Raw genomic sequence first — 25779 nt, 5'->3', positions numbered from 1 at the left:
TCGCCGAGATGAGTACGCGCGCGGATGGGGGCCGACCTGCGCGAACGAGAGAGTGGAGGCACGGAAAAGGGGCGCGGCTCCGGCACCGGCGACACGGGGCGCCGGAACGGAGCGGCCCCCGGATCCGCTCCTTCCGCCGGCCGATGTCGGCGGGAGCGAGGCACGGGGGAACCCGGAGATGACCGAACGGGGCCCAACGGGGGAATGGGGGAACGGGGGAAACGGGGGAAACGGGGGAGCAAGAGGAAGCGCCGGTTCGAGGTGGCCCGCGGGGGACGCGGCCACACCGGACCGGCGCTTTCGCGTGCGGCCGCCTGAGTCGCGTCGGCTCGGCGGCCCGTGCAGCGGCCCTGCTCAGCCCCTCCCGCTCACCCGCCCCTGAAGCAGCCGCGACAGCGCCGCGTGCACGTCGTCCAGGGAGCGCTCCGGCTGGAAGGCCTGCCAGTCCAGGGCGGCCACCAGGACCATGCCGACCAACGCGGCCGCGGTCAGCGGGATGTCGATCTCCGCGCTGAACTCGCCGTTCTCCACGCCCTCGCGCAGCACACCCTCGACGACCGCGACCGCCTCCTGCCGGACCACCATCAGCGTGGACTGCCAGGCCCGGTTGGTGCGCCACAGCTCGGCCACGTACAGCTGGGTGAAGGCCGGATAGCGGTCTATGAAGACCAGCCCCGCGCGGATCATCGCGTCCAGGGCGTCCACCTTGCTGCCGCCGCCTTGGGCGGTGCGGTCGGCCGCCTCCCGCAAGGAGGCGGTGAGGAGTCCCACTCCGTGCCGCAGCAACTCCTCGAAGAGGACGGACTTGCTTGCGAAGTTGTAGTAGACCGTGCCCTTCGCGACTCCGGCCCGTTCGGCGATCTCGTCCACCGTGGTGGCCGAGAAGCCCTGCTCGGCGATGAGCGTGACGGCCGCCTCGTAGAGCTTCTGCCGGGTGGCCTCGCGGCGCGTGCTGACAGCCCGCGGGGTGCTGCTGCTTTCCATGGCCCTGATTGTCACAGGAACGGTCACACCAGGAGTCACCGCACTCACAGGGTCAGCTCCGGATGCAGCCGGTCGAGCGTCCACACCTGGCGGCGGCGGGCCGACACGGCGGTCAGCGCGAGCGCTCCCGCGGTGAAGGCCGCCAGTACCGCACATGCCTGCCACACCGGTCCCAGGCCGCCGCCGGTGATGAGCCTCCTCAGGGCCTCGACGACGTAACTCATCGGCAGGAAGGGGTGGATCGCGTTGAAGAAGCCCGGGCTGGTCTGCACCGGGTAGGTGCCGCCCGCGGACGTCAACTGCAGCATCAGCAGGGCGAGTACGAGAATCCGACCCGCCGCTCCGAAGCGCGCGTTCAGCCACTGCACGATCGCCGCGAAACACGCCGTCACGAGGAACAGGAAGCCCACTGTTCCGGCCGCCCGGGCCATCTCCAGGCCGACCGCCCAGTGCAGCACCGCCATCAGGGCGACGGTCTGCAGGACGCCGATCGCCACCACCGGCAGCCAGCCCGCCAGCGCGATCCGCCATGCCGCGGCACCCGCGGCGAGGGCACGCCGGTTCATCGGCGCGATCAGCATGTACGCCACCATCGCGCCCACCCACAGGGACAGCGGGATGAAGTACGGGGCGAAACCGGTGCCGTAGTTGGGCGCCTTGTGCCCTCGGCGGTGATGCCGACTCCGGCCACTGCTCGCCACCCCCTGATGCCTTCGACTCATTGAGAGCCGAACTTTTTGAACTGACTGGTCAGTGCAAAAAGTACTCCGAACGCGCGATCGAAGCAAAAGCCCAGGTCAGAACGGATTGTCAGTGCCATACCTCACGATGGACACATACGGCCACAGAGCCGTCACACAGACGACAGGAGGTTCGTCATGGCCAGCTACCACGCAGCCGCCGCTCGCCGGCGCCGCGCCACCGGCCCTGCCCCCTCACTGAACGGCCCGGCGAGCGACGTACACCCCGTGCTGCGCCGGACCACAGCGCCACCCGCGGCCCTCGACCTGCTCGCCCAGGCCCGCGCCGGACTGGACGAGGCCGCGACCCTGGAGACACCGAACGAGCGCTATGCGACGGCCCACCTCGCCGCCCTGCGCACCGCCGCCGCCGTACTCGCCGCGCGGGGACGCCCGGAAACCAGCCCCCGGCGCCGGGCCCGGATCCGGAGCGCCTGGGAAGTGCTCCCCGAAATCGCGCCCGAACTCACCGAGTGGAGCGCGCTGTTCGCCTCCGGAGCCCGGCGCCGCGCCCGGGCCGAGGCGGGCATCCAGGGCGCGGCCGGCCGCCGGGACGCCGACGACCTGATACGCGACGTGGCGATGTTCCTGCGCCTCGTCGAGCGCATGCTGGTGCTCCAGCCCGTCCTGCCCCAGCCGCGCCGGGACGCCGACCAGCCGGAGGACCGCGAGAGCGCCGACCGTGACTTCCCGGACGCGGGATGACGGGCCGGGCGCCCGGGGGACGACACGGCGGTGACCAGGTGCGGGCCTGGAGGCAATAGGGTGGAGGGCGCCTAAAGCCTTCCCTTCCCGTACCTCGGGCCGGGGAGGCACCCCGTTCGCTCCGCCGCGCAGCAGGCGGTGCCGCGCCGAGGAGTCAACTGCCGTGTCGGACCCGATGCGACCCCGCGCCTCTCTCCGTACCGCCGTGGTCTGGGAGGTCCTCCAGGACGCCCTCGACCGCCGGGTGAAGGCCACGGGGCGGCAGGCGCTGGACGTCCTCGACACCGGAGGCGGCAGCGGCAACTTCGCGGTGCCCGTCGCCCGCCTCGGCCACCGGGTCACCGTCGTCGACCCCAGCCCGAACGCGCTGTTCGCGCTGGAGCGCCGCGCCGCCGAGGCCGGCGTCGCCGACCGGGTGCAGGGCGTCCAGGGCGACGCCCACGGCCTCTTCGACGTGGTCGAGCGCGGCGGCTACGACGTGGTGCTGTGCCACGGCGTCCTGGAGTACGTGGACGACCCCGCCGAAGGCGTGCGCAACGTGGTCGCCGCGCTGCGCTCCGAGGGCGTGCTCAGCCTGCTCGCCGCCGGCTTGGGCGGCGCCGTGCTCGCGCGGGCCCTCGCCGGCCACTTCAAGGAGGCCAGGCAGGCCCTCGACGATCCGAACGGCCGCTGGGGCACCGGTGACCCCGTTCCGCACCGCTTCACCGCCGAGCAGCTCACCGAGCTGGTCGAGGGCGCGGGCCTCGTGGTCGGTGCCGTGCACGGCGTGCGGGTCTTCGCCGACCTCGTCCCCGGCGTGCTCGTGGACACCGAGCCCGGAGCCCTGGAAGCGCTGCTGAAGCTGGAGGAGGCGGCGGCCGAGCTCCCCGCCTTCCATTCCGTGGCCACACAGCTTCACGTGCTCGGTGAGACCCCGGGGGCCGCACAGGCCTGAGTGGCCCTCTCCTGCTGCGTCGCTGATCAGGGACTTGGGTGTGGATGGAGTACGCCACAGGCCCCCCGATCGAGCGTTCCGCGCCGTATGATCGAGGGAGACCGCCCGGCATGACGGGTCGGCTCCTGGGGAATGGAAGCCTCAGCGGGCCGGAACGTTCATGGCGGAATCCGGTTGGCCAATTGGCGTAGAGGGGCGGGTTTCACGGGGGCGATTCCCTGCCTATCCTTAAGGGACCCCCCGAGTCGCCCCGGCGACTGCACGATGAGGAGGACTCCGTGCCGCTCTCGGAGCACGAGCAGCGAATGCTCGAGCAGATGGAGCGAGCGCTGTACGCCGAAGATCCGAAGTTCGCGACAGCGCTTGAGGGAAGCGGGCTGCGCACGTATACCCGGCGACGGGTCTACCAGGCGGTCGCGGGCTTCCTCGTGGGTATCGCGCTCCTCATGGCCGGTATGGTCGCCAAGCAGGTATGGCTCAGCGTGGTCGGCTTCCTGGTCATGCTCGGCTGTGCGGTACTCGCCGTAACGGGTTGGCGTAAAGCCCCCAAGCCCGGCGAACAGCCCTCCGGTGGTCCGCAGGCAGCCCGCGGTCAGGGACGGCAGCGGCGCTCCATGATGGACCGGATCGAGCAGCGCTGGCAGCGTCGGCGCGACGAACAACAGGGCCATTAGCTCGACAACAGCTCTCGCACCTGCGTGAGGGGGTGACCACCCACCTGGTGGTCACCCCCTCACGCACGCCCACGCGACGGCCCTCCACAGGCCGTCCTGAACAGAGGTCCGCCCCTGGTCGTGATCACGACCAGGGGCGGACCTCTGCTGGAACGGAATCAGGCCGGAGGCACGCTCACCCGCGCTGGCCCGACGGCTTGCGCAGAGTCGGTCGTGCCGCCGCCGCGCGGGCCTTGACGCCGGTCCACCAGTCCGACGCCGCCCAGACCACTCGCACGGTGGAACGCGGCGCCAGCACCGCCCGCAGCTTCGTGCCCCGGCTGACGGTGCCGTGCAGCCCGCCGATCACCCGGCGGACATCCTCCGCGAGCCCCGCCGCCGGGCGCGGCCGCGGCGCGTACAGGACCTGTTCCACGGCGTCCGCGACGCGGTGCACCGCGGCCGCGGCCGCCGGGTCGAGATGCCCGAGCCGAACGATCCGGGCGGCCGCGTTGCGGGGGGTCTGCGACTCGTCCGGCAGGATCCCGAAGTCCCACGCCGTATCGGTCAACTCCTGCCAGACCGCCAGGGCGTGCGCTGCCACGTCCGCCTCCGTGCGGCCGTGCCCGCCCAGCCGTGCGGCCCGGGTGCGCAGTCGCCACAGCATCGGCGCCAGTGGGATCGCCAGGGCGGCGAGGCCGCCGAGGATCCACGCCAGGGCCACGTACCACTTCGGACCGTTGTCGTCCGTGCTCAGCGCGGCCTGCGGGGACTCGCTCTCGCACCCCTCCAGCTTCTTCTCCTCCGCCGTGCAGCTCTCGCTCGCCGACGGCGCGGCCGAGGGCTCCGAGCTCGCTGCCCGGGACGGCAGCTCCGGGTTCGGGAGCGTGCTGCCGGGCGTCTCCGGCACGGTGTACGTCGGCACGGAACCGCGGTTCGGGGTCGGCTCGAAGCGGGTCCAGCCCACGCCCTCGAAGTACAGCTCGGGCCAGGCGTGGGCGTCCTTCAGCCCCACCGACACCGACCCGTCCGCCTGCGGGGAACCGGGCGCGAAGCCCACCGCCACCCGGGCGGGTATGCCCAGGGACCGGGCCATGGCCGCCATCGCGAAGGAGAAGTGGACGCAGAAGCCCTGCTTGTCCCTCAGGAAGCGGGCGATCGCTTGCGAGCCGCTGCCGACCTGCACCTCGGTGTCGTACTCGAAGCCACCGGTGATGGCGAAGTAGTCCTGGAGGGCGACCGCCTGCTGGTAGGGGTTCTGGGCGCCGGCGGTGACCTCGCGGGCGGTCCTCGCCACCACCTCCGGCAGCGAGTCCGGCAGGTCGGTGTACTCGCGTTCCAGGGCCGCGGGCGCCGCCGGTGCCGAGGAGAGCTGCTCGGCCGTCGGCTGCACCTCCAGGCTCTTCACCTGGTACGTCGCACCGCGCGTGGTCTGGCCGTGGTCGCCGACGAGGGTCATGCCCTCGGGTTCGTAGCGCCAGTTGCCGTTGATCCGCACGCCGCTGGGCGGGTACGGCATCGGCAGCCAGTTCTGGGCGTAGTCGTCCGACGCCGAGATGGTGGTCTCGATCTCCGTGCGCTTGATGTCCTGACGGAGGCCGATGGGGGTGGGGAACTCGCCGTCCGGTACGGCTGTGATGGCCCGCTTGGACGGCTTCCAGGTGGTGCCGTCGAAGTCGTCCAGGGACACGATCCGCAGGTACAGGTTCGAGAGGTCGGTGTCGGTGTCGGTCTGCAGGGACATGACCTGACGGTCCTCGTCCTGGTTCAGATTGTCGCGCAGCGTCACCAGCGGGTTCACCGCGGATATCGTGCCCCCGCCGCCACTCCCGGAGCCCACGCCCGTCCCGGCGCCGTCCAGCAGGCCGCCGTTCATCGCGGGCAGGGCGAGCGGCACCACGAGGGCGACGCCCAGCGCGACCACACCGATGCGCCGGCCGGTGCGGACCGGCGCCACCGCCCCGCCGGACTCCGCGCCCGGAGTGCGCGCCGCCCCGCCGAAGACCCGGCCCCACTGCGCGAGCCGCTCCCGCCCCTCGGCCAGGAGCAGCAGCAGATAGCCGGCCGCCGCGACCAGGAACCACAGCCAGTCGGTCCCGCCGTCGGACAGCCCCGCGGCGACGGAGTACAGCGCGAGCAGCGGCAGTCCGGCCGGGGCAGCGCTGCGGAAGGTCACCGCGAGCGTGTCCACGGCGAGACCGATCACCAGGACGCCGCCGACGAGCATCAGCCGGATGCCGTCGGACTCCAGCGGCGCCGGGATCGCGTACCGCGCTATGTCGTCGCTGCCCTGCTGGAGCAGGTCGGAGAAGTGGCGGAAGGCTTCCGGCCCGGGGATCAGCCCGGCGAAGGCCTGCTCACGCGCGAAGGTCAGGGTCAGCAGCATCAGCGTGACCAGGGCCTGCGCCGCCACGGTCAGCGGCCGGGCAAGCGGCACCCGCCGGGCCGCCGCTCCCACGCCCGTCTGCACCGCGAGCAGGAAGGCGGCCTGCAGGATCCAGGTGGCCGGTTCGACCAGCGGCAGCAGGGCACAGGAGGCCATCAGCGTGGCCGCCCAGGAGCACAGCGTCAGTCGTGCCCGCCCGCTCATGACGCCCCCTCACCGGTGATACCACCCGTCACGCCGACGCCCGTGCGCTCCCGGTCCGCCTGACTCCACAGGTCGGTCAAGGAAGCGCCCCGCGGCACGCTCAGCGCCGTCCAGCCCGCCTCGCGCAGCATCCGCAGCCCCTCCTCGCTCCTGGCCAACGGGCCGGGCACGTCGCTCGGTTCCCGCACCCAGGTGTCGCTGTCCAGCAGGAAGGCGACCGCCCGTCCGCTGCGCTGCCGCATCTTGGCGGCCACCGATGCCTGCTCCTCGTCGAGGTCGCCGAAGAAGGCCACCAGCAGCCCCTCGTTCCCGCTGCGCAGCACGTCGTACGCCCGGGACAGTCCCGTGTCGTCCGAGTGGTCGATCACCGCGAGGGTGTCCATCATCATCCCGGCCGCGTCCGCCGACTCCTGGTTCGCGCCCGCGAACCCGTCGGCGCCCTCGCCGGGCACGGAGGTGCCGGTGTCCGTCAACAGTCGTACGGAAAAGCCCCGTTCGAGCATGTGCACCAGGACGGACGCGGTGCCCGACACGGCCCATTCGAAGGCCGAGTCGGGGCCCGCGCCCTGGAAGGCGAGGCCCCGGGTGTCGAGGAACACCGTGCAGCGGGAGCGCTGCGGCTGCTCCTCGCGGCGCACCATCAGCTCGCCGTAGCGCGCGGTGGAGCGCCAGTGCACCCGGCGCAGGTCGTCGCCGTAGCGGTATCCGCGCGGGATGAGGTCGTCCTCGCCGGCCAGGGCGAGCGAGCGCTGCCGCCCCTCGCCGTACCCCTTGGCCTCGCCGCTGAGGCGCACCGGTGGCAGCGGCTCCACGCGCGGGATCACTGTCAGGGTGTCGTACGTCGAGAAGGACCGGGTCAGCTCGCACATGCCGAACGGGTCGGTCAGACGCAGCTGCAACGGGCCCAGCGGATAGCGTCCCCGCAGATCGGAGCGGACGCGGTAGGACACCTCGCGGCGCCCGCCCGGCTCGACCCGGTCGAGCACGAAGCGGGGTCGCGGGCCCAGCACGTACGGCACCCGGTCCTGGAGCATCAGCAGGCCCGTGGGCAGCCGCGAGACGTTGTCCATCCGCAGATGGACGCGGGCCTCGCTGCCGGCGGGCACGCGCGCGGGGGAGAGCCGGCGGCTGCCGGCCACCCGGTAGCGCGTGCGGTAGAGCACGGTGGCGCAGATCAGGGGCAGCACGGCCAGCAGCAGTCCGACCCGCAGCAGGTCGCTCTGCCCGAGGACGTACGCGCAGATGGCCGCGGCGATTCCGGCCGCGAAGAAGGAGCGGCCGCGCGTCGTCAGTCCGGCCAGGGCCGTGCGCACTCCGCCCTTGTCGCCCCGGTCGGCCTCCGCGCGTCCGAGTCCCCCGGTGGTCATCAAAGCCTCCGCGGCGGCTGCTGCGGATACGCGGGCGTGCCGCGGCCCAGCCCGAGGCCGCTCTGCTGGGGCGCCGCGGGAACCGGGGTCTGCTGCAGGATCTCCTGCACGACCTGCTCCGACGTACGGCGGTTCAGCTGGGCCTGCGCGGTGGGCAGCAGACGGTGCGCCAGCACGGCGACAGCAAGCGCTTGCACGTCGTCCGGCAGCGCGTACTCCCGGCCGCTGAGGGCCGCGGCCGCCTTGGCCGCGCGCAACAGGTGCAGCGTCGCGCGCGGGGAGGCGCCGAGCCTGAGGTCGGGGTGTGTGCGGGTGGCGGCCACCAGGTCGACCGCGTACCGCCGGACCGTGTCGGCGACGTGGACGCCGCGGACGGCGTCGATCAGCTTCACGATCTCATGCGCGTGCGCCACCGGCTGGAGGTCGTCCAGGGGGTTCACCCCGCCGTGGATGTCGAGCATCTGCAGCTCGGCCTCCGCGCTCGGGTAGCCGATGGAGACGCGGGCCATGAAGCGGTCTCGCTGGGCCTCCGGCAGCGGGTAGGTGCCCTCCATCTCGACCGGGTTCTGCGTGGCCACGACCATGAAGGGGCTGGGCAGCTCGTACGTCTGCCCGTCGATGGTGACCTGGCGCTCCTCCATCGACTCCAGCAGCGCGGACTGCGTCTTCGGCGAGGCGCGGTTGATCTCGTCGCCGATCACGATCTGCGCGAAGATGGCGCCCGGCTTGAACTCGAAGTCCTTGCGCTGCTGGTCCCAGATGGACACACCGGTGATGTCCGAGGGCAGCAGGTCGGGCGTGAACTGGATACGGCGCACCGAGCAGTCGATGGACCGCGCCATCGCCTTGGCCAGCATGGTCTTGCCCACGCCGGGAACATCCTCGATCAAGAGGTGCCCCTCGGCGAGCAGCACGGTCAACGAGAGCCGTACGACCTCGGGCTTTCCTTCGATCACGCCCTCCACCGAACTGCGTACCCGCTCCACCACGGCGGTCAGATCAGTGAGGCTCGCTCGATCGTCATAGGTCGTCACCCGGCCCTCCTCGGCCCGTTCTTTCCGGGCCGACGCTCTGTGATGCGTAACCGGCCCACCCCGAAACACGGACACCACGCGTGAAAGGTTCCGCGTGTTGCCACAACCGCATTCTTGCTGCCGTTACCGATTCGTGTCACTCGCCTGTGGACAACTGCCAGCGATATGTCGGGTCTTGCGGCCTTTTTGGTACCCCTGGGGCCGGAAATTAACAGCGAAACGACAGCTGGAGCGTCTGGTTACGAGGGATCGATCTCGCGCAGAAGGCCGCTCTTCACGTCGAACACGAATCCTCGCACGTCATCGGTGTGCAGCAGGAACGGCGAGGTGCGCACGCGCTGCATGGACTGCCGTACGTCCTGGTCGACGTCCCGGAAGGACTCCACCGCCCAGGCGGGGCGCTGGCCGACCTCCATCTCCAGCTCGCTGCGGAAGTCCTCGGTGATCGACTCCAGGCCGCAGCCGGTGTGGTGGATCAGGACGATGCTCCGCGTGCCGAGCTTGCGCTGGCTGATGGTGAGCGAGCGGATCACGTCGTCGGTGACGACACCGCCGGCGTTGCGGATGGTGTGACAGTCGCCGAGTTCCAGGCCGAGCGCGGCGTGCAGGTCGAGACGGGCGTCCATGCAGGCCACGATGGCGACGTGCAGGACGGGGCGGGCGTCCATCCCGGGGTCGGAGAAGGCGGCGGCGTACTGCTCGTTGGCTTCGACCAGGCGGTCGGTGACGGTGCCGCCGGTGACTATGGCGGCTTCGGGACCTGCGGGAACCGATGCGGAAGTCGTCATACCTATGACGGTACTGGTCACGCCCTTTCCCGGCCCGCTGTGAGAGAGGACAAAGAACGTCATTGAGGCTTGTTGTGAGCTAACCCACACGGATGGCGCACGGGCGGCCGCACGAGTGATTCTTCGCGCTCTACCGCTACCCCCGCACCTCGGCCCGCGACGCGCAGGCCGGTTGATTGACCGGAAGACAGGGTGGACTAAAGTGACGCGAAGCGGGAGGCGAGGCTTCCCTGCTGGACTGATTTCCCCGGAAGGCCCCGGTGATTTTCCGGAGCTCTCCCCACGTGCGCGGCGCGTACGTACGGCTCGGCCTCCTCCCGCTCCCGGCCGGCTGACGCTTCCGGCGCCGGCAGGCCTCCCCTTCACTGGGGGTCCCCCCAGCTTGCTGGGGGAGGGCGGGGACCCGGCGGTACGTACGGTCCCGCGACGGACCTGAGAGGCCCACTTGAGCCAGAGTCGACACGTCCCGGTGATGCTCCAGCGGTGCCTGGACCTGTTGGCCCCCGCCCTGGAGCGCCCCGGAGCGGTGGTCGTCGACGGCACCCTCGGCCTCGGCGGCCACAGCGAGGCGCTGCTCGCCCGGTTCCGCGAGGCCCGGCTCGTCGCCCTCGACCGCGACAAGGAGGCCCTGCGTCTGTCCGGCGAGCGGCTCGCGCCCTACGGGGAGCGCGCCACCTTGGTGCACGCCGTGTACGACGAGCTGCCCGAGGTGCTCGACCGGCTCGGCATCGCGCGCGTCCAGGGCGTGCTGTTCGACCTCGGCGTCTCCTCCATGCAGCTCGACGAGGCCGACCGCGGCTTCGCCTATGCCCAGGACGCCCCGCTCGACATGCGCATGGACCAGTCGACCGGCATGAGCGCCGCCGAGGTCCTCAACACCTACCCGGCCGGCGAGCTCGTCCGCATCCTGCGCGCGTACGGCGAGGAGAAGCAGGCCAAGCGGATCGTGTCCGCGATCGTGCGCGAGCGTGAGAAGGAGCCGTTCGCGAACAGCGGGCGGCTCGTGGAGCTGATCCGGGACGCGCTGCCGCAGGCCGCCAAGCGCACCGGCGGCAACCCGGCCAAGCGCACCTTCCAGGCCCTGCGCATCGAGGTCAACGGCGAACTCGCCGTCCTGGAGCGGGCGATCCCGGCCGCGGTGAAGGCGCTCGACGTGGGCGGACGCATCGCCGTGCTGTCGTACCACTCGCTGGAGGACCGGCTGGTCAAGCAGGTCTTCGCGGCGGGCGCCGCCTCCACCGCCCCGGCCGGGCTGCCCGTGGTCCCCGAGCGCTACCAGCCCCGGCTCAAGCTGCTCACGCGCGGTGCCGAACTTCCCACCGAGGAAGAGGTCGCCGAGAACCGGCGGGCGGCACCGGCGCGACTGCGCGGGGCTCAGCGCATCAGGGAGGACGTCGAGTGAGGGGCGTGAGTGAGTTGGGGATTTGGACTCGGGGGAGGGCGAGTGAGTAGGAAACCCCGGCTGAGGGGCAGGGCCGCCCGTCTGGCCCGGCTCATTCCGGGTACGGCGAGCCCCGGGCAGGCCGCCCGTACCCCCTTCGTCCTCCTTGTCGTACTCCTCCTCGGTGGCGGCCTCATCGGGCTGCTGGTGCTGAACTCGGCGATCAGCGAGGGGTCGTTCAAGCTCGACGATCTGCAGAAGGAGACCAAGAGCCTCACCGACGAGGAACAGGGCCTGCAGCGGGACATCGACGCCTACTCCGCACCCGAGGCCCTCCAGCGCCGTGCCCGCGAACTCGGCATGGTGCCCGGCGGCGACCCGGCCTTCCTCGACCCCGACGGCACCGTCAAGGGCGTCCCCTCTCCCGCCCCGGCCCTCGAGCCGGCCTCCGCGCGCATGCCCCTCGTCCTCGCGCCCGAGGTGCTCGCCGGCCTCTCCGCCCTGCTTCCGACGCCCGGCGCCCCGAACCCGGCGGCCACCACGCCGACCCGCGCGCTCACCCCGCGGACTCCGACGCCCCCACCCACCCGCATCCCACCCCCGCCCGCCCAGATCCCCCAGCCCTACACGACCCCGACCCCCGGCAGGTGACGGAAGTGTCCGACAGGGAACCGCCGCGCCGCCGCGTGCCCGGACCCGCACGCCCCGAGCGCTCCGCCCGCCCCGTCGGCCAGCGGCGCCCGGGACCCGGCGCCCGTCCGGCCCGCCGCCCGCCAGGGCCCCGGCCCATGCCCCGAGTCATCCGGCTGGGCAGCCCCCGCCCCCGGCTCCGCCTGGTCGGCGTCGCGCTGACGCTCGTACTGATCGCCTTCGTCGTACGGCTCCTCCAGGTGCAGGCCGTCGACGCGAGCACCTACGCCGCCAAGGCCGAGCAGAACCGGTACGTCGGCTACACCCTGGCCGCCGAGCGCGGCGGGATCACCGACCGCACCGGCGTGGCCCTCGCGACCAGCGTCGACGCGTACACCATCACGGCCGACCCCACGCTGTTCACCCGCGAGCAGCTGAAGGTCGACGACGGGCCCGAGCAGGCGGCCGCTCTGCTCGCCCCGATCCTCGGCCAGGAGCAGGAGGCGGTCGTCCAAAAGCTCCGGCCCAAGGACAAGAAGCTGCGTTACGTCGTGCTCGCGAGCCGCCAGACCCCGCAGGTCTGGAAGCAGATCAAGGACCTGAAGACCGCGCTGGCCACCAAGTCCGAGACCGACAAGAGCACGGTCAACGTCCTCGCGGGCGTCCTCGCCGTCCCCACCACCAAGCGGGTTTACCCCAACGGCGACCTCGCCGCCGGGATACTGGGCTGGGTCAACGCCGACGGCAAGGGCGGCGGCGGCGTCGAACAGCAGCTGAACGGCCTGCTGGCCGGCAAGGACGGCGAGATCCGCTACGCCCAGGCCGGGGGCCGCCAGGTGCCGACCGTCGGCTCCACCGAGACGCCCGCCGTGCCCGGCAGCGACGTCGAGCTCACCATCGACCGCGACATCCAGTGGGCCGCGCAGAACGCGATCACCGAGCAGGTGAAGAAGTCCGGGGCGGACCGCGGCTATGTGATCGTGCAGGACACACGGACCGGCGAGGTCCTCGCCATGGCCAACTCGCCGGGCTTCGACCCGAACGACCTGTCCGAAGCCAGGTCGGCGGACATGGGCAACGCCGCCGTCCAGGACGCGTTCGAGCCCGGCTCGACCGCCAAGGTCATGTCGATGGCCGCCGTGCTGGAGGAGAACGTCGCCAACCCGCTGACGCACGTCGTCGTGCCCAACCGGCTGCACCGCGGCGACCGGCTGTTCAAGGACGACATCGACCACCCGACCTGGTACCTCACGCTCAACGGCGTGCTCGCCAAGTCCAGCAACATCGGCACCATCCTGGCCACCGGCCAGCTCGGCTCGTCGCAGAAGCAGGCCAATCAGGTCCTCTACTCATACCTGCGCAAATTCGGCCTCGGCAGCCCCACCGGCCTCGGCTTCCCCGGTGAGACGCCGGGCATCCTCGTGGCGCCGGACCAGTGGTCGACCTCGCAGCAGTACACGATTCCTTTCGGCCAGGGCGTGTCCCTCAGCGCGATGCAGGCGGCGTCCGTCTACTCGACCATCGCCAACGACGGCGTACGCGTCGACCCCACGCTCGTCCGCGGCACGAAGGGACCCGACGGTCGCTTCACGCCTGCCGCGACGCCCAAGAAGACCAGGGTGGTCAGCGAAAAGACGGCGAAGACGCTGGCCCGGATGCTGGAGTCGGTGGTGGACGACGAGGAGGGCACCGGCACCAAGGCGCGGATCCCCGGCTACCGCGTCGCGGGCAAGACGGGCACGGCCAACCGTGTGGATCCGGCCACCGGCAAGTACAAGGGCTACACATCGTCGTTCGCCGGATTCGCGCCCGCGGACCAGCCCCGCGTCACCGTCTACTGCGCCATCCAGAACGCCACCAAGGGCAGCTACTTCGGCGGCCAGATCTGCGGACCTGTCTACAAACAGGTCATGGAGTTCGCCCTGAAGTCCCTCCAGGTCCCGCCGACCGGCGCGAGGGCCGCCAACTTCCCGGTCACCTACAAGCCCTGATCAGCCACATTCCGATCAGCACCGAGCCACCAGGAACCACCTCGTGACAACGATCACCCCCGATCCCGGGAACCGGAGCGCGGCCAGCCCCTCACTTCGCCCCCAGGCGGGTGCGCCCGGTACGCTCACCGCCGTGCCACACGCTGATCAGTCCCAAACCACCCAGAAGGGTGCACCCGTGACATATCCGGGACCGCCCCGGCCGGTCCAGGTCTCCGCCACACCCCTCGCGGAGCTGGCCGATCAGCTGGGCGCCGCGCCGTCGCAGAGCCCGCAGAGCACGGTCGAGGTCACGGGCATCACCCACGACTCACGCGCCGTCCGCCCCGGCGACCTGTACGCCGCCCTCCCGGGCGCCCGGCTGCACGGCGCCGACTTCGTCACGCAGGCCGCCGGCCTCGGCGCGGCCGCCGTGCTGACCGACCCGACGGGCGCCGAGCGCGCCGCCGCGACCGGGCTCCCGGTCCTGGTCGTCGACGACCCGCGCGCGCGGATGGGCGAACTGGCGGCCACGATCTACGGCCACCCGGGCCGCGACCTGCTCCAGATCGGCATCACCGGTACGTCGGGCAAGACCACCACCGCCTACCTGGTCGAGGGTGGCCTCAAAACCGTGCGCAGCACCGGCCTCATCGGCACGGTCGAGATGCGCATCGGCGACGAGCGCATCAAGTCCGAGCGCACCACCCCCGAGGCCACCGACCTCCAGGCCCTGTTCGCGGTCATGCGCGAGCGCGGCGTCGAGGCGGTCGCCATGGAGGTCTCCAGCCACGCCCTCGTGCTCGGGCGCGTCGACGGCTGCGTCTTCGACATCGGCGTCTTCACCAACCTCAGCCCGGAACACATGGAGTTCCACTCCGACATGGAGGACTACTTCCGGGCCAAGGCACAGCTGTTCACGCCGAAACGCAGCAAACTCGGCGTGGTCAACGTCGACGACGAGTACGGCCGCAGGCTCGCCAGGGAGGCCACCGTCCCGGTGGTCACCTTCTCCGCCGAGGGGCACCCGGACGCCGACTGGCGCGCCGACGACGTCCACGTCGGACCGCTGGACTCGACCTTCACCGTGATCGGCCCCAAGGACGAGCGGATCACCGCCAAGTCCCCGCTCGCCGGGCCCTTCAACGTGGCCAACACCCTCGCCGCGATCGTCGCCCTCGCCGCCGCGGGCCTCGACCCGCAGACCGCCGCCGACGGCATCGCCGCGGTGCCGGGCGTGCCCGGCCGGCTGGAGCGCGTGGACGCCGGGCAGCCGTACCTCGCGGTCGTCGACTACGCCCACAAGACGGACGCGGTCGAATCGGTCCTCAAGGCGCTCCGCAAGGTCACCGAGGGCAGCCTGCACGTGGTGCTCGGCTGCGGCGGCGACCGCGACAAGACCAAACGCGGGCCGATGGGCGCCGCCGTGGCCCGGCTCGCCGACACGGCCGTACTGACCTCCGACAACCCCCGCTCCGAGGACCCCCTCGCGATCCTCGCCGCCATGCTCGAGGGCGCGGCGTCCGTGCCGGCACACGAGCGCGGCGAGGTCCAGGTCTTCGAGGACCGGGCCGCCGCGATCGCCGCCGCCGTGGCCCGCGCACGGCCCGGCGACACCGTGCTGGTCGCGGGCAAGGGCCATGAGCAGGGCCAGGACATCGCCGGGGTGGTGCGTCCCTTCGACGACCGCCAGGTGCTTCGCGAAGCTATCCAGAAGACCCAGGGATGAACTTGTGATCGCCCTCTCTCTCGCCGAGATCGCAGCAGTCGTCGGCGGGCAGACGTACGACATACCGGATCCGTCCGTGCAGGTCACCGGACCGGTCGTCCGGGACTCCAGAGAGGTGGAACCCGGCGCCCTCTTCGCCGCCTTCGCCGGTGAGCGCGTGGACGGCCACGACTTCGCGGCCGCGGTCGTGGCGGCGGGAGCCGTCGCCGTCCTGGCATCGCGCCCGGTCTCAGTGCCCGCGATCGTCGTCGACGACGTCCAGACGGCCCTCGGTGCCCTCGCGCGTCATGTCGTACGACGCCTCGGCGCCACCCTCGTCGCCCTCACCGGGTCCGCGGGCAAGACCAGCACCAAGGACCTGATCGCGCAGGTGCTCCAGCGCAAGGCGCCGACGGTGTGGACCCCGGGCTCGTTCAACAACGAGATCGGGCTGCCGCTGACCGCGCTCAGCGCCACCGAGGAGACGAAGTTCCTCGTGCTGGAGATGGGCGCCCGCGGCATCGGCCACATCCGCTACCTCACCGGCCTGACGCCCCCGAAGATCGGCCTGGTGCTCAACGTCGGCACCGCGCACATCGGCGAGTTCGGCGGCCGCGAGCAGATCGCGCAGGCCAAGGGCGAACTCGTAGAAGCCCTTCCGGAAGAGGGCACCGCGGTCCTCAACGCCGACGATCCCCTCGTACGGGCCATGGCATCCCGTACGAAGGCGAAGGTGATCCTTTTCGGAGAGTCCGGCGAAGCGGACGTACGCGCCGAGAACGTGAGACTCACGGACAGCGGACAGCCCGCCTTCAGGCTTCACACACCCTCCGGTGCAAGCGATGTGACCATGCGCCTGTACGGTGAGCACCACGTGTCGAACGCGCTCGCCGCGGCCGCCGTCGCCCACGAACTGGGCATGTCCGCGGAAGAGATCGCCACCGCGCTCTCCGAGGCGGGCTCCCTCTCCCGCTGGCGGATGGAGGTCACCGAGCGCCCGGACGGCGTGACGGTCGTCAACGACGCCTACAACGCGAACCCCGAGTCCATGCGAGCGGCTTTGCGCGCGCTGGCGGCCATGGGCAAGGGGCGGCGGACCTGGGCGGTGCTCGGCAAGATGGCCGAGCTCGGGGACGAGGCGCTCGCCGAGCACGACGCGGTCGGACGGCTCGCCGTCCGGCTCAACGTCAGCAAGCTCGTCGCGGTCGGGGGCAGGGAAGCGTCCTGGCTGCAACTGGGCGCATATAACGAGGGTTCGTGGGGTGAGGAGTCGGTGCACGTGTCCGACGCACAGGCGGCTGTCGACCTGTTGCGCAGCGAGTTGCGCCCGGGAGACGTCGTTCTCGTGAAGGCGTCCCGGTCGGTCGGGCTCGAGAGCGTGGCGCAGGCGCTCATCGAGACCGGTGCCGAGGGTGAGGTCGCCGCCCGATGATGAAGCAGATCCTGTTCGCAGGAGTCATTGGCCTCTTCCTGACGCTGGTCGGCACCCCGCTGCTGATCAAGCTGCTCGCGCGCAAGGGCTACGGCCAGTACATCCGCGACGACGGCCCGCGCACACACGGCAGCAAGCGCGGTACTCCGACGATGGGCGGTATCGCCTTCATCTTCGCGACGGTCGCCGCGTACTTCCTGTCCAAGGTCATCACCGGCTACACCCCGACCTACTCCGGTCTGCTGGTGCTCGGCCTGATGGTAGGCATGGGCCTGGTCGGCTTCCTCGACGACTACATCAAGATCGTCAAGCGGCGTTCGCTCGGCCTGCGGGCCAAGGCGAAAATGGCCGGCCAGCTGATCGTCGGCATCAGCTTCGCGGTGCTCTCGCTGCAGTTCTCGGACGCCCGCGGCAACACCCCGGCCTCCACGAAGTTGTCGTTCATCACGGACTTCGGCTGGACCATCGGTCCGGTGCTGTTCGTCGTCTGGGCGCTGTTCATGATCCTCGCGATGTCGAACGGCGTGAACCTGACCGACGGTCTGGACGGCCTCGCCACCGGCGCCTCCGTCCTCGTCTTCGGCGCCTACACCTTCATCGGCGTCTGGCAGTTCCAGGAGTCCTGCGCCAACGGCGAGAGTCTGACCAACCCGGGCGCCTGCTACGAAGTGCGCGATCCGCTCGACCTCGCCGTCGTCTCCGCGGCGTTGATGGGAGCCTGCCTCGGCTTCCTGTGGTGGAACACCTCGCCCGCCAAGATCTTCATGGGCGACACCGGTTCGCTCGCGCTCGGCGGTGTGCTCGCCGGCCTCGCGATCTGCTCGCGCACGGAGCTGCTGCTGGCGCTCCTCGGCGGCCTGTTCGTCCTCATCACCATGTCGGTCGTCATCCAGGTCGGCTCCTTCCGCATGACCGGAAAGCGCGTCTTCCGCATGGCGCCACTCCAGCACCACTTCGAACTCAAGGGGTGGTCCGAAGTCCTTGTCGTGGTCCGCTTCTGGATCATCCAGGGCATCTGTGTGATCGTCGGACTGGGCCTCTTCTACGCGGGATGGGCAGCGGACAAGTGACCGACTGGCAGGGCAAGAACGTCACCGTCGCCGGGCTCGGCGTCTCAGGTATCCCGGCGGCCAAGGTGCTGCACGGCCTCAGCGCTGTCGTGACGGTCGTCAACGACGGCGACGACGAGCGGGCCCGTGCGCAGGCCGCCGAGCTGGAGGCGCTGGGCATCACCGTGCGCCTCGGCGACGGGTCGACCCTGCCGGAGGGCACCGAGCTGATCGTCACCGCGCCCGGCTGGAAGCCCGACAAGCCGCTGTTCGCGGCGGCACGCGTTGCCGGGGTTCCGATCTGGGGCGACGTCGAGCTCGCCTGGCGGCTGCGCGGCCCCGACGCCGCCCCCTGGCTCGCCGTCACCGGCACCAACGGCAAGACCACCACCGTCCAGATGCTCGCCTCGATCCTGAAGGCGGCGGGCCTGCGCACGGCCGCCGTCGGCAACATCGGCGTCTCCCTGCTGGACACGGTGCTCGGGGAGGAGAAGTACGACGTCCTCGCCGTGGAGCTGTCGAGCTACCAGCTCCACTGGGCCCCCTCCCTGCGCGCCCACTCCGCCGCCGTGCTGAACCTCGCGCCCGACCACCTCGACTGGCACGGCTCCATGGAGGCCTACGCCGCCGACAAGGGCCGTATCTACGAGGGCAACCGCGTCGCCTGCGTCTACAACGTCGCCGACAAGGCCACCGAGGACCTGGTGCGCGCTGCCGACGTCGAGGAGGGCTGCCGGGCCGTCGGCTTCACCCTCGGCCCGCCAGCCCCGTCCCAACTCGGCGTCGTGGACGGCATCCTGGTCGACCGCGCCTTCGTGGAGGACCGGCAGAAGAACGCCCAGGAGCTCGCCGAGGTCTCCGACGTCCACCCGCCCGCCCCGCACAACATCGCCAACGCCCTTGCGGCGGCGGCCCTCGCGCGCGCCTTCGGGGTGCCCGCCGCGGCCGTACGGGACGGTCTGCGGGCCTTCATCCCGGACGCCCACCGCATCGCGCATGTCGGGGATGTGGACGGGGTCGCGTACATCGACGACTCCAAGGCCACCAACACGCATGCGGCCGAGGCGTCTTTGGCGGCGTACGAGTCGATCGTGTGGATCGCGGGCGGGCTGGCGAAGGGCGCCGCCTTCGACGAGCTGGTCGCCAAGTCGGCAAAGCGACTTCGCGGGGCGGTGCTGATCGGCGCGGATCGAGCGCTGATCCGTGAAGCCCTCGCGCGACACGCCCCGGAAGTACCCGTCGTCGACCTCGACCGGACCGACACTGGGGCGATGCTCCAGGCCGTCCAGGAGGCCAAGCGGCTCGCGGTCGAAGGCGACACGGTCCTGTTGGCCCCGGCCTGTGCCTCCATGGACATGTTCACCAACTACAACCAGCGCGGTGACGCGTTCGCGCAGGCGGTTCGCGAACTCGGAGCCTGACCCGGCCGCCTGCCGGGCGGACCTTGGGAGGGACGCGTGTCGAGGCCGACGTACAGCGGAGAAGCCGATGCCCGTTAGCCGTACCGGACGTCCCCCCGCACAGCGGTCGGTCAGACGGCCCGCCGCATCCGGGACCCCGAACGACAACCCCCTGCTCCGCCTTTACACGCGGGCCCGCCGCGCCTGGGACCGGCCGCTGACCGCCTACTACCTGATCCTCGGCGGCAGCCTGCTGATCACCGTGCTGGGCCTGGTGATGGTCTACTCGGCCTCCCAGATCACGGCGCTGCAGATGTCCCTGCCCGGTTCGTACTTCTTCCGCAAGCAGCTCCTCGCGGCCGTCCTCGGCGGGGTGCTGATGCTGATCGCCTCCCGGATGCCGGTGAAGCTGCACCGGGCGCTCGCCTATCCGATCCTCGCGGGCGCGGTCTTCCTGATGGCGCTGGTGCAGATCCCGGGGATAGGGGTCTCGGTCAACGGCAACCAGAACTGGATCTCGCTCGGCGGCTCCTTCCAGATCCAGCCCAGCGAGTTCGGCAAGCTCGCCCTCGTGCTGTGGGGCGCCGACCTGCTCGCCCGCAAGCAGGACAAGAAGCTGCTGACCCAGTGGAAGCACATGCTCGTGCCGCTCGTGCCGGTCGCCTTCATGCTGCTCGGGCTGATCATGCTCGGCGGCGACATGGGTACGGCGATCATCCTCACGGCGATCCTGTTCGGCCTGCTCTGGCTGGCGGGCGCGCCCACGCGGATGTTCGCCGGGGTGCTGTCGGTCGCCGGTCTGATCGGGCTGGTCCTGATCAAGACCAGCCCGAACCGCATGGCCCGTCTGCAGTGTCTCGGCGCCACCGAACCGCAGTCGGGACCCGTCGACTGCTGGCAGGCCGTGCACGGCATCTACGCGCTCGCCTCCGGCGGAATCTTCGGATCCGGACTCGGCGCGAGTGTGGAAAAATGGGGTCAACTCCCCGAAGCCCACACGGACTTCATCTTCGCCGTCACCGGTGAGGAACTGGGCCTGGCGGGGACGCTGTCGGTACTCGCCCTCTTCGCGGCTCTAGGCTATGCGGGTATCCGCGTGGCCGGACGCACGGAGGACCCCTTCGTGAGGTATGCCGCGGGAGGCGTGACCACCTGGATCACCGCGCAGGCGGTGATCAACATCGGTGCGGTGCTCGGCCTGCTGCCGATCGCCGGCGTCCCTCTCCCGCTGTTCTCCTACGGAGGGTCCGCCCTGCTGCCGACCATGTTCGCCATCGGGTTGCTGATCGCCTTCGCGCGCGACGAGCCCGCTGCGCGGGCGGCGCTTTCGATGCGGCAACCCCGCTTTGGTAGAAAGCGGGCGGGAGGTCCTGTGCGGGGGCCTCGGAGATGGAACACGATGCGACGGCGCGCCTCGGCGGCGCGCTCGTCCGGAGAGCGGTGAATTTCGGTGCATGTCGTACTCGCCGGTGGGGGGACCGCCGGCCACATCGAGCCCGCGCTCGCCCTCGCGGACGCCCTGCGCAGGCAGGACCCGGCCGTGGGGATCACGGCCCTGGGCACGGAGCGCGGCCTGGAGACCCGGCTCGTACCGGAGCGGGGCTATGAGCTCGCGCTGATCCCCGCGGTACCGCTGCCACGCAAGCCGACCCCCGAGCTGATCACCGTCCCGGGCCGGCTGCGCGGCACGATCAAGGCCGCCGAGCAGATCCTGGAGCGCACCAAGGCGGACGCCGTCGTCGGCTTCGGCGGATACGTCGCCCTGCCCGGCTACCTCGCCGCCAAGCGCCTGGGCGTGCCGATCGTCATCCACGAGGCCAACGCCCGCCCGGGCCTCGCCAACAAGATCGGTTCGCGGTACGCCGCCCAGGTCGCCGTCTCCACGCCCGACAGCAAGCTGCGCGGCGCCCGCTACATCGGCATCCCGCTGCGCCGCGCCATCGCCACCCTCGACCGGGCCGCCGTACGCCCCGAGGCCCGGGCCGCCTTCGGGCTCGACCCGAACCTGCCGACGCTGCTGGTCTCCGGCGGCTCGCAGGGCGCCCGCCGGCTCAACGAGGTGGTCCAGCAGGTCGCTCCGTACCTCCAGCAGGCCGGGATCCAGATCCTGCACGCGGTCGGACCGAAGAACGAACTGCCGCATGTGCAGCAGATGCCGGGAATGCCCCCCTACGTCCCGGTACCGTACGTGGACCGGATGGACCTCGCGTACGCCGCGGCCGACATGATGCTCTGCCGCGCGGGCGCGATGACCGTCGCCGAACTCTCCGCCGTCGGGCTCCCGGCCGCCTACGTTCCGCTGCCCATCGGCAACGGCGAACAGCGGCTGAACGCCCAGCCGGTGGTCAAGGCCGGCGGCGGGCTCCTGGTCGACGACGCGGAACTGACTCCCCAGTGGGTCCAGCAGAACGTCCTGCCCGTGCTCGCCGACCCGCACCGGCTGTACCAGATGTCCCGCGCCGCCGCCGAGTTCGGCCGCCGGGACGCCGACGACCTGCTCGTCGGGATGGTGTACGAGGCGATCGCCGCCCACCGTGCACATCGATAGGACCGTATACAGGGCCGCATGATCGGAAGGCAGGCAGCGTGGCCGGATCGACGACCGCCGAGCGCGGTGAACGCCAGCGGGAATCGTCGTCCGGCCCGCCGCCCGTCCGCAGGCTCAAGCCGCCCCCGCTTCGTACGATCATCATTCTTGCCGTCGCGCTCATGCTCCTGGGGGCGGGCTCCGTCTGGGTGTTGTACGGCTCGTCCTGGCTGCGCGTGGAGCGCGTATCCGTCTCCGGAACACGGGTCCTGACGCCCGCGCAGGTGCGCGAGGCCGCGGACGTCACGGTCGGGGCGCCGCTGATTTCCGTCGACACCGATGTGATTGATGCGCGACTGCGTCGGAAATTGCCCCGAATTGACTCGGTTGAGGTGGTCCGATCCTGGCCTCATGGAATCGGGCTGAAAGTGACTGAACGCACTCCGGTTCTGCTTGTCCAAAAGGGCCGAAACTTTGCCGAAGTGGACGATGAAGGTGTCCGATTCGCCACGGTTTCTGAGGCGCCGAAAGGCGTGCCCGCACTGGAATTGACGCTCTCCCGACCGGACTCACGCGCCGCCAGCCTGCGCCGCTTCGGAGAGGACCGGTTGGTGAGGGAAGCGGTCCGGGTCGCCCGTGCCATTCCGGCCGCCGTCGCACGCGACACCCGTACCGTCAAGGTGCGTTCGTACGACGACATCTCGCTGGACTTGAGCGACGGACGAACCGTCGCGTGGGGGAGCGGAGAGGAGGGCGCCGCGAAGGCGCGTACGCTCACCGCTCTCATGAAAGCATCTCCCGGCGCACGGCACTTCGATGTCAGCGTTCCCACCGCGCCTGCGTCATCGGGGAGTTGACGCACATCCGCGCAGGCCAGCACCCTGGTTGGGCAGCGCTACGCCTGATCACATAGGGTGAAAAGAAAAACGGGAGGTTCGGCGTGTTCGTTGAACGTGCGCCACTTGTCGACTTAGTGTCCTGTTCAGAAGACTCCAGGGAACAGACACACTGGTAACCCTAAACTTCAACGTTAGGGTTCGGGTCGGCGATACGGACCGTCCCAATCGGCATCAGTCGTCGGATCGCGGCGCATCCGCGAGGCGACGACACGTAACTCGAGGCGAGAGGCCTTCGACGTGGCAGCACCGCAGAACTACCTCGCAGTCATCAAAGTCATCGGTGTCGGCGGCGGTGGTGTCAATGCCATCAACCGGATGATCGAGGTCGGTCTCAAGGGCGTCGAGTTCATCGCCATCAACACCGACGCGCAAGCTCTGTTGATGAGCGACGCCGACGTCAAGCTCGACGTCGGCCGCGAACTCACCCGCGGACTCGGCGCCGGAGCCAACCCGGCCGTCGGCCGCAAGGCCGCCGAGGACCACCGCGAGGAGATCGAGGAGGTCCTCAAGGGGGCCGACATGGTCTTCGTGACGGCCGGTGAAGGCGGCGGCACCGGCACCGGCGGCGCGCCCGTCGTGGCCAACATCGCGCGCTCGCTCGGTGCCCTCACCATCGGCGTGGTCACGCGCCCGTTCACCTTCGAGGGACGGCGCCGCGCGAACCAGGCCGAGGACGGCATCGCCGAGCTCCGCGAAGAGGTCGACACCCTGATCGTCATCCCGAACGACCGGCTGCTGTCCATCTCGGACCGCCAGGTCTCGGTCCTGGACGCCTTCAAGTCGGCGGACCAGGTCCTGCTCTCCGGTGTTCAGGGCATCACGGACCTCATCACCACGCCCGGCCTGATCAACCTCGACTTCGCCGACGTCAAGTCGGTCATGTCCGAGGCCGGTTCGGCCCTCATGGGCATCGGCTCGGCCCGCGGCGACGACCGCGCGGTGGCCGCGGCCGAGATGGCGATCTCCTCGCCGCTCCTGGAGGCGTCCATCGACGGCGCCCGGGGCGTGCTGCTCTCCATCTCCGGCGGCTCCGACCTCGGCCTGTTCGAGATCAACGAGGCCGCCCAGCTGGTCAGCGAGGCCGCCCATCCCGAGGCCAACATCATCTTCGGCGCGGTGATCGACGACGCCCTGGGCGACGAGGTCCGGGTCACCGTGATCGCGGCCGGCTTCGACGGGGGGCAGCCGCCGGCCAAGCGCGACAACATCCTCGGCTCGACCTCGTCCTCGGCCCGCCGCGAGGAGCCCACTCCGGTACGGCAGCCCGAAAGCCGCCCGAGCTTCGGCTCGCTCGGCAGCGTGACGCCGAAGGAGGAGCCGGAGCAGGCGCCCGAGCCGGTGGCCGACATTCCGGCCTCCCCGCCGGTCCCGCCGTCGCGGTCCTACTCCGACAGCGCGGCCGAGGAACTGGACGTGCCGGACTTCCTTAAGTGATGCTCCTGACGTGATAGAACAGCGCGACACCGTGAACGGCGCGCACTTCGCCTTCACCGACAGGTGGGGCGGGGTGAGCGCCGTTCCGTACGAGGAGCTCAACCTCGGCGGAGCGGTCGGTGACGACCCCGACGCCGTACGCACCAATCGTGAGCTGGCGGCCAAGTCCCTCGGGCTCGACCCCGCTCGGGTGGTCTGGATGAACCAGGTGCACGGGGCGGATGTGGCAGTGGTGGACGGACCCTGGGGTTCCGCCTCGGAGATCCCGTCGGTCGACGCGGTCGTCACCGCCCGCAGGGGTCTCGCCCTCGCCGTCCTCACCGCCGACTGCACCCCCGTCCTGCTCGCCGACCCCGTCGCCCGGATCGCCGCCGCAGCTCACGCGGGCCGGCCCGGCATGATCGCCGGGGTCGTCCCCGCCGCCGTACGGGCCATGGTGGAACTGGGTGCCGAGCCGTCCCGGATCGTCGCCCGCACCGGGCCCGCCGTGTGCGGCCGGTGCTACGAGGTGCCGGAGGCCATGCGAGCCGAGGTCGCCTCCGTCGAACCGGCGGCGTACGCCGAGACGAGCTGGGGTACGCCGGCGGTCGATGTGAGCGCCGGAGTGCACGTCCAGCTCGAACGGCTCGGGGTGTGTGACCGGGAGCAGTCGCCGGTGTGCACGCTGGAGTCGGAGGATCACTTCTCGTACCGCCGCGACCGGACCACGGGTCGGCTCGCGGGCTATGTCTGGCTGGACTGATGGACATGACGGACCGTAAGGATCAACTCGCCGCGAACCTGGCGAAAGTGGAGGCGCGGATCGCCGCCGCTTGCGCGGCCGCCGGGCGCAGGCGTGACGAAGTGACCCTGATCGTGGTCACCAAGACCTATCCGGCGAACGATGTACGGATGCTGTCGGAGCTCGGTGTGCGGCATGTGGCGGAGAATCGTGATCAGGACGCGGCACCGAAGGCTGCCGAATGTACGGATCTGCCGCTTACTTGGCACTTTGTCGGTCAGCTGCAGACCAACAAGGTGCGATCTGTGGTCGGTTATGCGGATCTCGTGCAGTCCGTGGATCGTTCCAAGCTCGTGACGGCATTGTCCAAAGAGGCCGTAAGGATCGGACGTGAAGTGGGCTGCTTGATCCAGGTCGCCCTCGACGCGGGGGAGGGCGGGCGAGGAGAGCGAGGTGGCGTAGCACCGGGCGGAATCGCGGAGTTGGCCGACCTCGTCGCCGACGCTCCGGGTCTGCGGCTCGACGGGCTGATGACCGTCGCCCCGCTCACCGGTGAGTACGCGGGGCGCCAACAGGCGGCGTTCGAGCGGTTGATGGATTTGTCGACCGACCTGCGCCGAGCTCATCCTGCTGCGAACATGGTCTCGGCAGGAATGAGTGCGGACCTCGAACAGGCTGTGGCGGCCGGAGCGACACATGTGCGCGTCGGCAGCGCGGTACTCGGAGTCCGCGCCGGGCTCGGGTAACGTCGCCAGGAAGTCGGACCACAGCAGAAAATATGGTCATTACCGCTGGATAGCGGGCATAACGACCTCGTGGATCGCGGGCACTTG

General features: G+C 70.7%; 21 protein-coding genes and 1 pseudogene. 16 read left to right on the top strand and 6 right to left on the bottom strand.

What is annotated here, in order from left to right:
- Positions 1-354 precede the first annotated feature (354 nt).
- The gene (locus tag Q4V64_RS13145; RefSeq protein ID WP_124442962.1) at positions 355-984 is read right to left on the bottom strand and encodes a TetR/AcrR family transcriptional regulator; all 630 of its coding nucleotides are present in this window, start codon (positions 982-984) and stop codon (positions 355-357) included.
- A gap of 44 nt (positions 985-1028) precedes the next feature.
- Positions 1029-1646 (bottom strand): annotated as a pseudogene (locus Q4V64_RS13140) (YhgE/Pip family protein); the annotation flags it as partial.
- Positions 1647-1862: 216 nt separating this feature from the next.
- On the opposite strand from Q4V64_RS13140, the gene Q4V64_RS13135 reads away from it, so the two are divergent.
- The 3 genes from Q4V64_RS13135 to Q4V64_RS13125 all read left to right on the top strand — a co-directional run bounded on the left by Q4V64_RS13135 (position 1863) and on the right by Q4V64_RS13125 (position 4037).
- A complete protein-coding gene (locus Q4V64_RS13135) occupies positions 1863-2429 on the top strand; it encodes an SAV_6107 family HEPN domain-containing protein (protein WP_124442963.1) in 567 nt (188 codons plus the stop codon).
- A 163-nt stretch (positions 2430-2592) separates the two neighbouring features.
- A complete protein-coding gene (locus Q4V64_RS13130; RefSeq protein ID WP_124442964.1) occupies positions 2593-3363 on the top strand; it encodes a methyltransferase in 771 nt (256 codons plus the stop codon).
- Positions 3364-3641: 278 nt separating this feature from the next.
- Positions 3642-4037 (top strand): DUF3040 domain-containing protein, encoded by a 396-nt coding sequence (locus Q4V64_RS13125; RefSeq protein ID WP_095756175.1) that lies wholly within the window; start codon positions 3642-3644, stop codon positions 4035-4037.
- 175 nt (positions 4038-4212) lie between these two features.
- Here Q4V64_RS13125 and Q4V64_RS13120 read toward each other — a convergent pair whose 3' ends face one another.
- The 4 genes from Q4V64_RS13120 to Q4V64_RS13105 all read right to left on the bottom strand — a co-directional run bounded on the left by Q4V64_RS13120 (position 4213) and on the right by Q4V64_RS13105 (position 9795).
- Positions 4213-6606 carry a DUF3488 and transglutaminase-like domain-containing protein gene (locus tag Q4V64_RS13120; RefSeq protein WP_124442965.1) on the bottom strand — a complete coding sequence of 798 codons (2394 nt, stop codon included), beginning with the start codon at positions 6604-6606 and terminating at the stop codon, positions 4213-4215.
- Positions 6603-7973 carry a DUF58 domain-containing protein gene (locus Q4V64_RS13115; protein WP_124442966.1) on the bottom strand — a complete coding sequence of 457 codons (1371 nt, stop codon included), beginning with the start codon at positions 7971-7973 and terminating at the stop codon, positions 6603-6605. Before Q4V64_RS13115 ends, Q4V64_RS13120 begins: the two co-directional genes overlap by 4 nt.
- On the bottom strand, positions 7973-9007 hold the full coding sequence (locus Q4V64_RS13110) for a MoxR family ATPase (RefSeq protein ID WP_124442967.1): 1035 nt from the start codon (positions 9005-9007) through the stop codon (positions 7973-7975). Before Q4V64_RS13110 ends, Q4V64_RS13115 begins: the two co-directional genes overlap by 1 nt.
- A gap of 239 nt (positions 9008-9246) precedes the next feature.
- Positions 9247-9795, bottom strand: coding sequence for a carbonic anhydrase (locus Q4V64_RS13105; protein WP_253267239.1), 549 nt, complete (start codon positions 9793-9795; stop codon positions 9247-9249).
- Positions 9796-10240: 445 nt separating this feature from the next.
- Here Q4V64_RS13105 and rsmH point away from each other — a divergent pair, with 445 nt between their 5' ends.
- The 13 genes from rsmH (at position 10241) to Q4V64_RS13040 (ending at position 25692) form a co-directional block, all read left to right on the top strand.
- Positions 10241-11197 carry a 16S rRNA (cytosine(1402)-N(4))-methyltransferase RsmH gene (gene rsmH, locus Q4V64_RS13100; protein WP_124442969.1) on the top strand — a complete coding sequence of 319 codons (957 nt, stop codon included), beginning with the start codon at positions 10241-10243 and terminating at the stop codon, positions 11195-11197.
- 42 nt (positions 11198-11239) lie between these two features.
- Complete coding sequence (locus Q4V64_RS13095; RefSeq protein ID WP_303709946.1) at positions 11240-11827, top strand: hypothetical protein; 588 nt, start codon at positions 11240-11242, stop codon at positions 11825-11827.
- Positions 11824-13797, top strand: a complete 1974-nt coding sequence (locus tag Q4V64_RS13090) for a penicillin-binding protein 2 (protein WP_348540801.1) — start codon at positions 11824-11826, stop codon at positions 13795-13797. The genes Q4V64_RS13095 and Q4V64_RS13090 overlap by 4 nt, the downstream gene beginning before the upstream one ends.
- Positions 13798-13975: 178 nt before the next feature.
- Complete coding sequence (locus Q4V64_RS13085; protein ID WP_124442971.1) at positions 13976-15505, top strand: UDP-N-acetylmuramoyl-L-alanyl-D-glutamate--2,6-diaminopimelate ligase; 1530 nt, start codon at positions 13976-13978, stop codon at positions 15503-15505.
- A 4-nt stretch (positions 15506-15509) separates the two neighbouring features.
- Positions 15510-16916 (top strand): UDP-N-acetylmuramoyl-tripeptide--D-alanyl-D-alanine ligase, encoded by a 1407-nt coding sequence (gene murF / locus Q4V64_RS13080; protein WP_124442972.1) that lies wholly within the window; start codon positions 15510-15512, stop codon positions 16914-16916.
- A complete protein-coding gene (gene mraY / locus Q4V64_RS13075; RefSeq protein WP_124443021.1) occupies positions 16916-17986 on the top strand; it encodes a phospho-N-acetylmuramoyl-pentapeptide-transferase in 1071 nt (356 codons plus the stop codon). Before murF ends, mraY begins: the two co-directional genes overlap by 1 nt.
- Positions 17968-19386 carry a UDP-N-acetylmuramoyl-L-alanine--D-glutamate ligase gene (murD, locus tag Q4V64_RS13070; RefSeq protein WP_124442973.1) on the top strand — a complete coding sequence of 473 codons (1419 nt, stop codon included), beginning with the start codon at positions 17968-17970 and terminating at the stop codon, positions 19384-19386. The genes mraY and murD overlap by 19 nt, the downstream gene beginning before the upstream one ends.
- A gap of 67 nt (positions 19387-19453) precedes the next feature.
- Positions 19454-20809 carry a putative lipid II flippase FtsW gene (gene ftsW, locus Q4V64_RS13065; protein WP_124442974.1) on the top strand — a complete coding sequence of 452 codons (1356 nt, stop codon included), beginning with the start codon at positions 19454-19456 and terminating at the stop codon, positions 20807-20809.
- 6 nt (positions 20810-20815) lie between these two features.
- On the top strand, positions 20816-21913 hold the full coding sequence (gene murG, locus Q4V64_RS13060) for an undecaprenyldiphospho-muramoylpentapeptide beta-N-acetylglucosaminyltransferase (protein WP_124442975.1): 1098 nt from the start codon (positions 20816-20818) through the stop codon (positions 21911-21913).
- A gap of 38 nt (positions 21914-21951) precedes the next feature.
- Positions 21952-22749: an FtsQ-type POTRA domain-containing protein gene (locus tag Q4V64_RS13055; RefSeq protein WP_124442976.1), complete on the top strand. Its 798-nt coding sequence runs from the start codon at positions 21952-21954 to the stop codon at positions 22747-22749.
- Positions 22750-23028: 279 nt separating this feature from the next.
- A complete protein-coding gene (gene ftsZ / locus Q4V64_RS13050) occupies positions 23029-24225 on the top strand; it encodes a cell division protein FtsZ (RefSeq protein ID WP_124442977.1) in 1197 nt (398 codons plus the stop codon).
- A 10-nt stretch (positions 24226-24235) separates the two neighbouring features.
- A complete protein-coding gene (gene pgeF, locus Q4V64_RS13045) occupies positions 24236-24967 on the top strand; it encodes a peptidoglycan editing factor PgeF (protein ID WP_124442978.1) in 732 nt (243 codons plus the stop codon).
- Positions 24968-24972: 5 nt separating this feature from the next.
- The gene (locus tag Q4V64_RS13040; protein ID WP_124442979.1) at positions 24973-25692 is read left to right on the top strand and encodes a YggS family pyridoxal phosphate-dependent enzyme; all 720 of its coding nucleotides are present in this window, start codon (positions 24973-24975) and stop codon (positions 25690-25692) included.
- Positions 25693-25779: the final 87 nt, after the last annotated feature.

The organism is Streptomyces sp. NL15-2K, from assembly GCF_030551255.1.
Taxonomy (GTDB): Bacteria; Actinomycetota; Actinomycetes; order Streptomycetales; family Streptomycetaceae; genus Streptomyces.
This window is presented reverse-complemented; position numbering and strand designations above follow the sequence as displayed.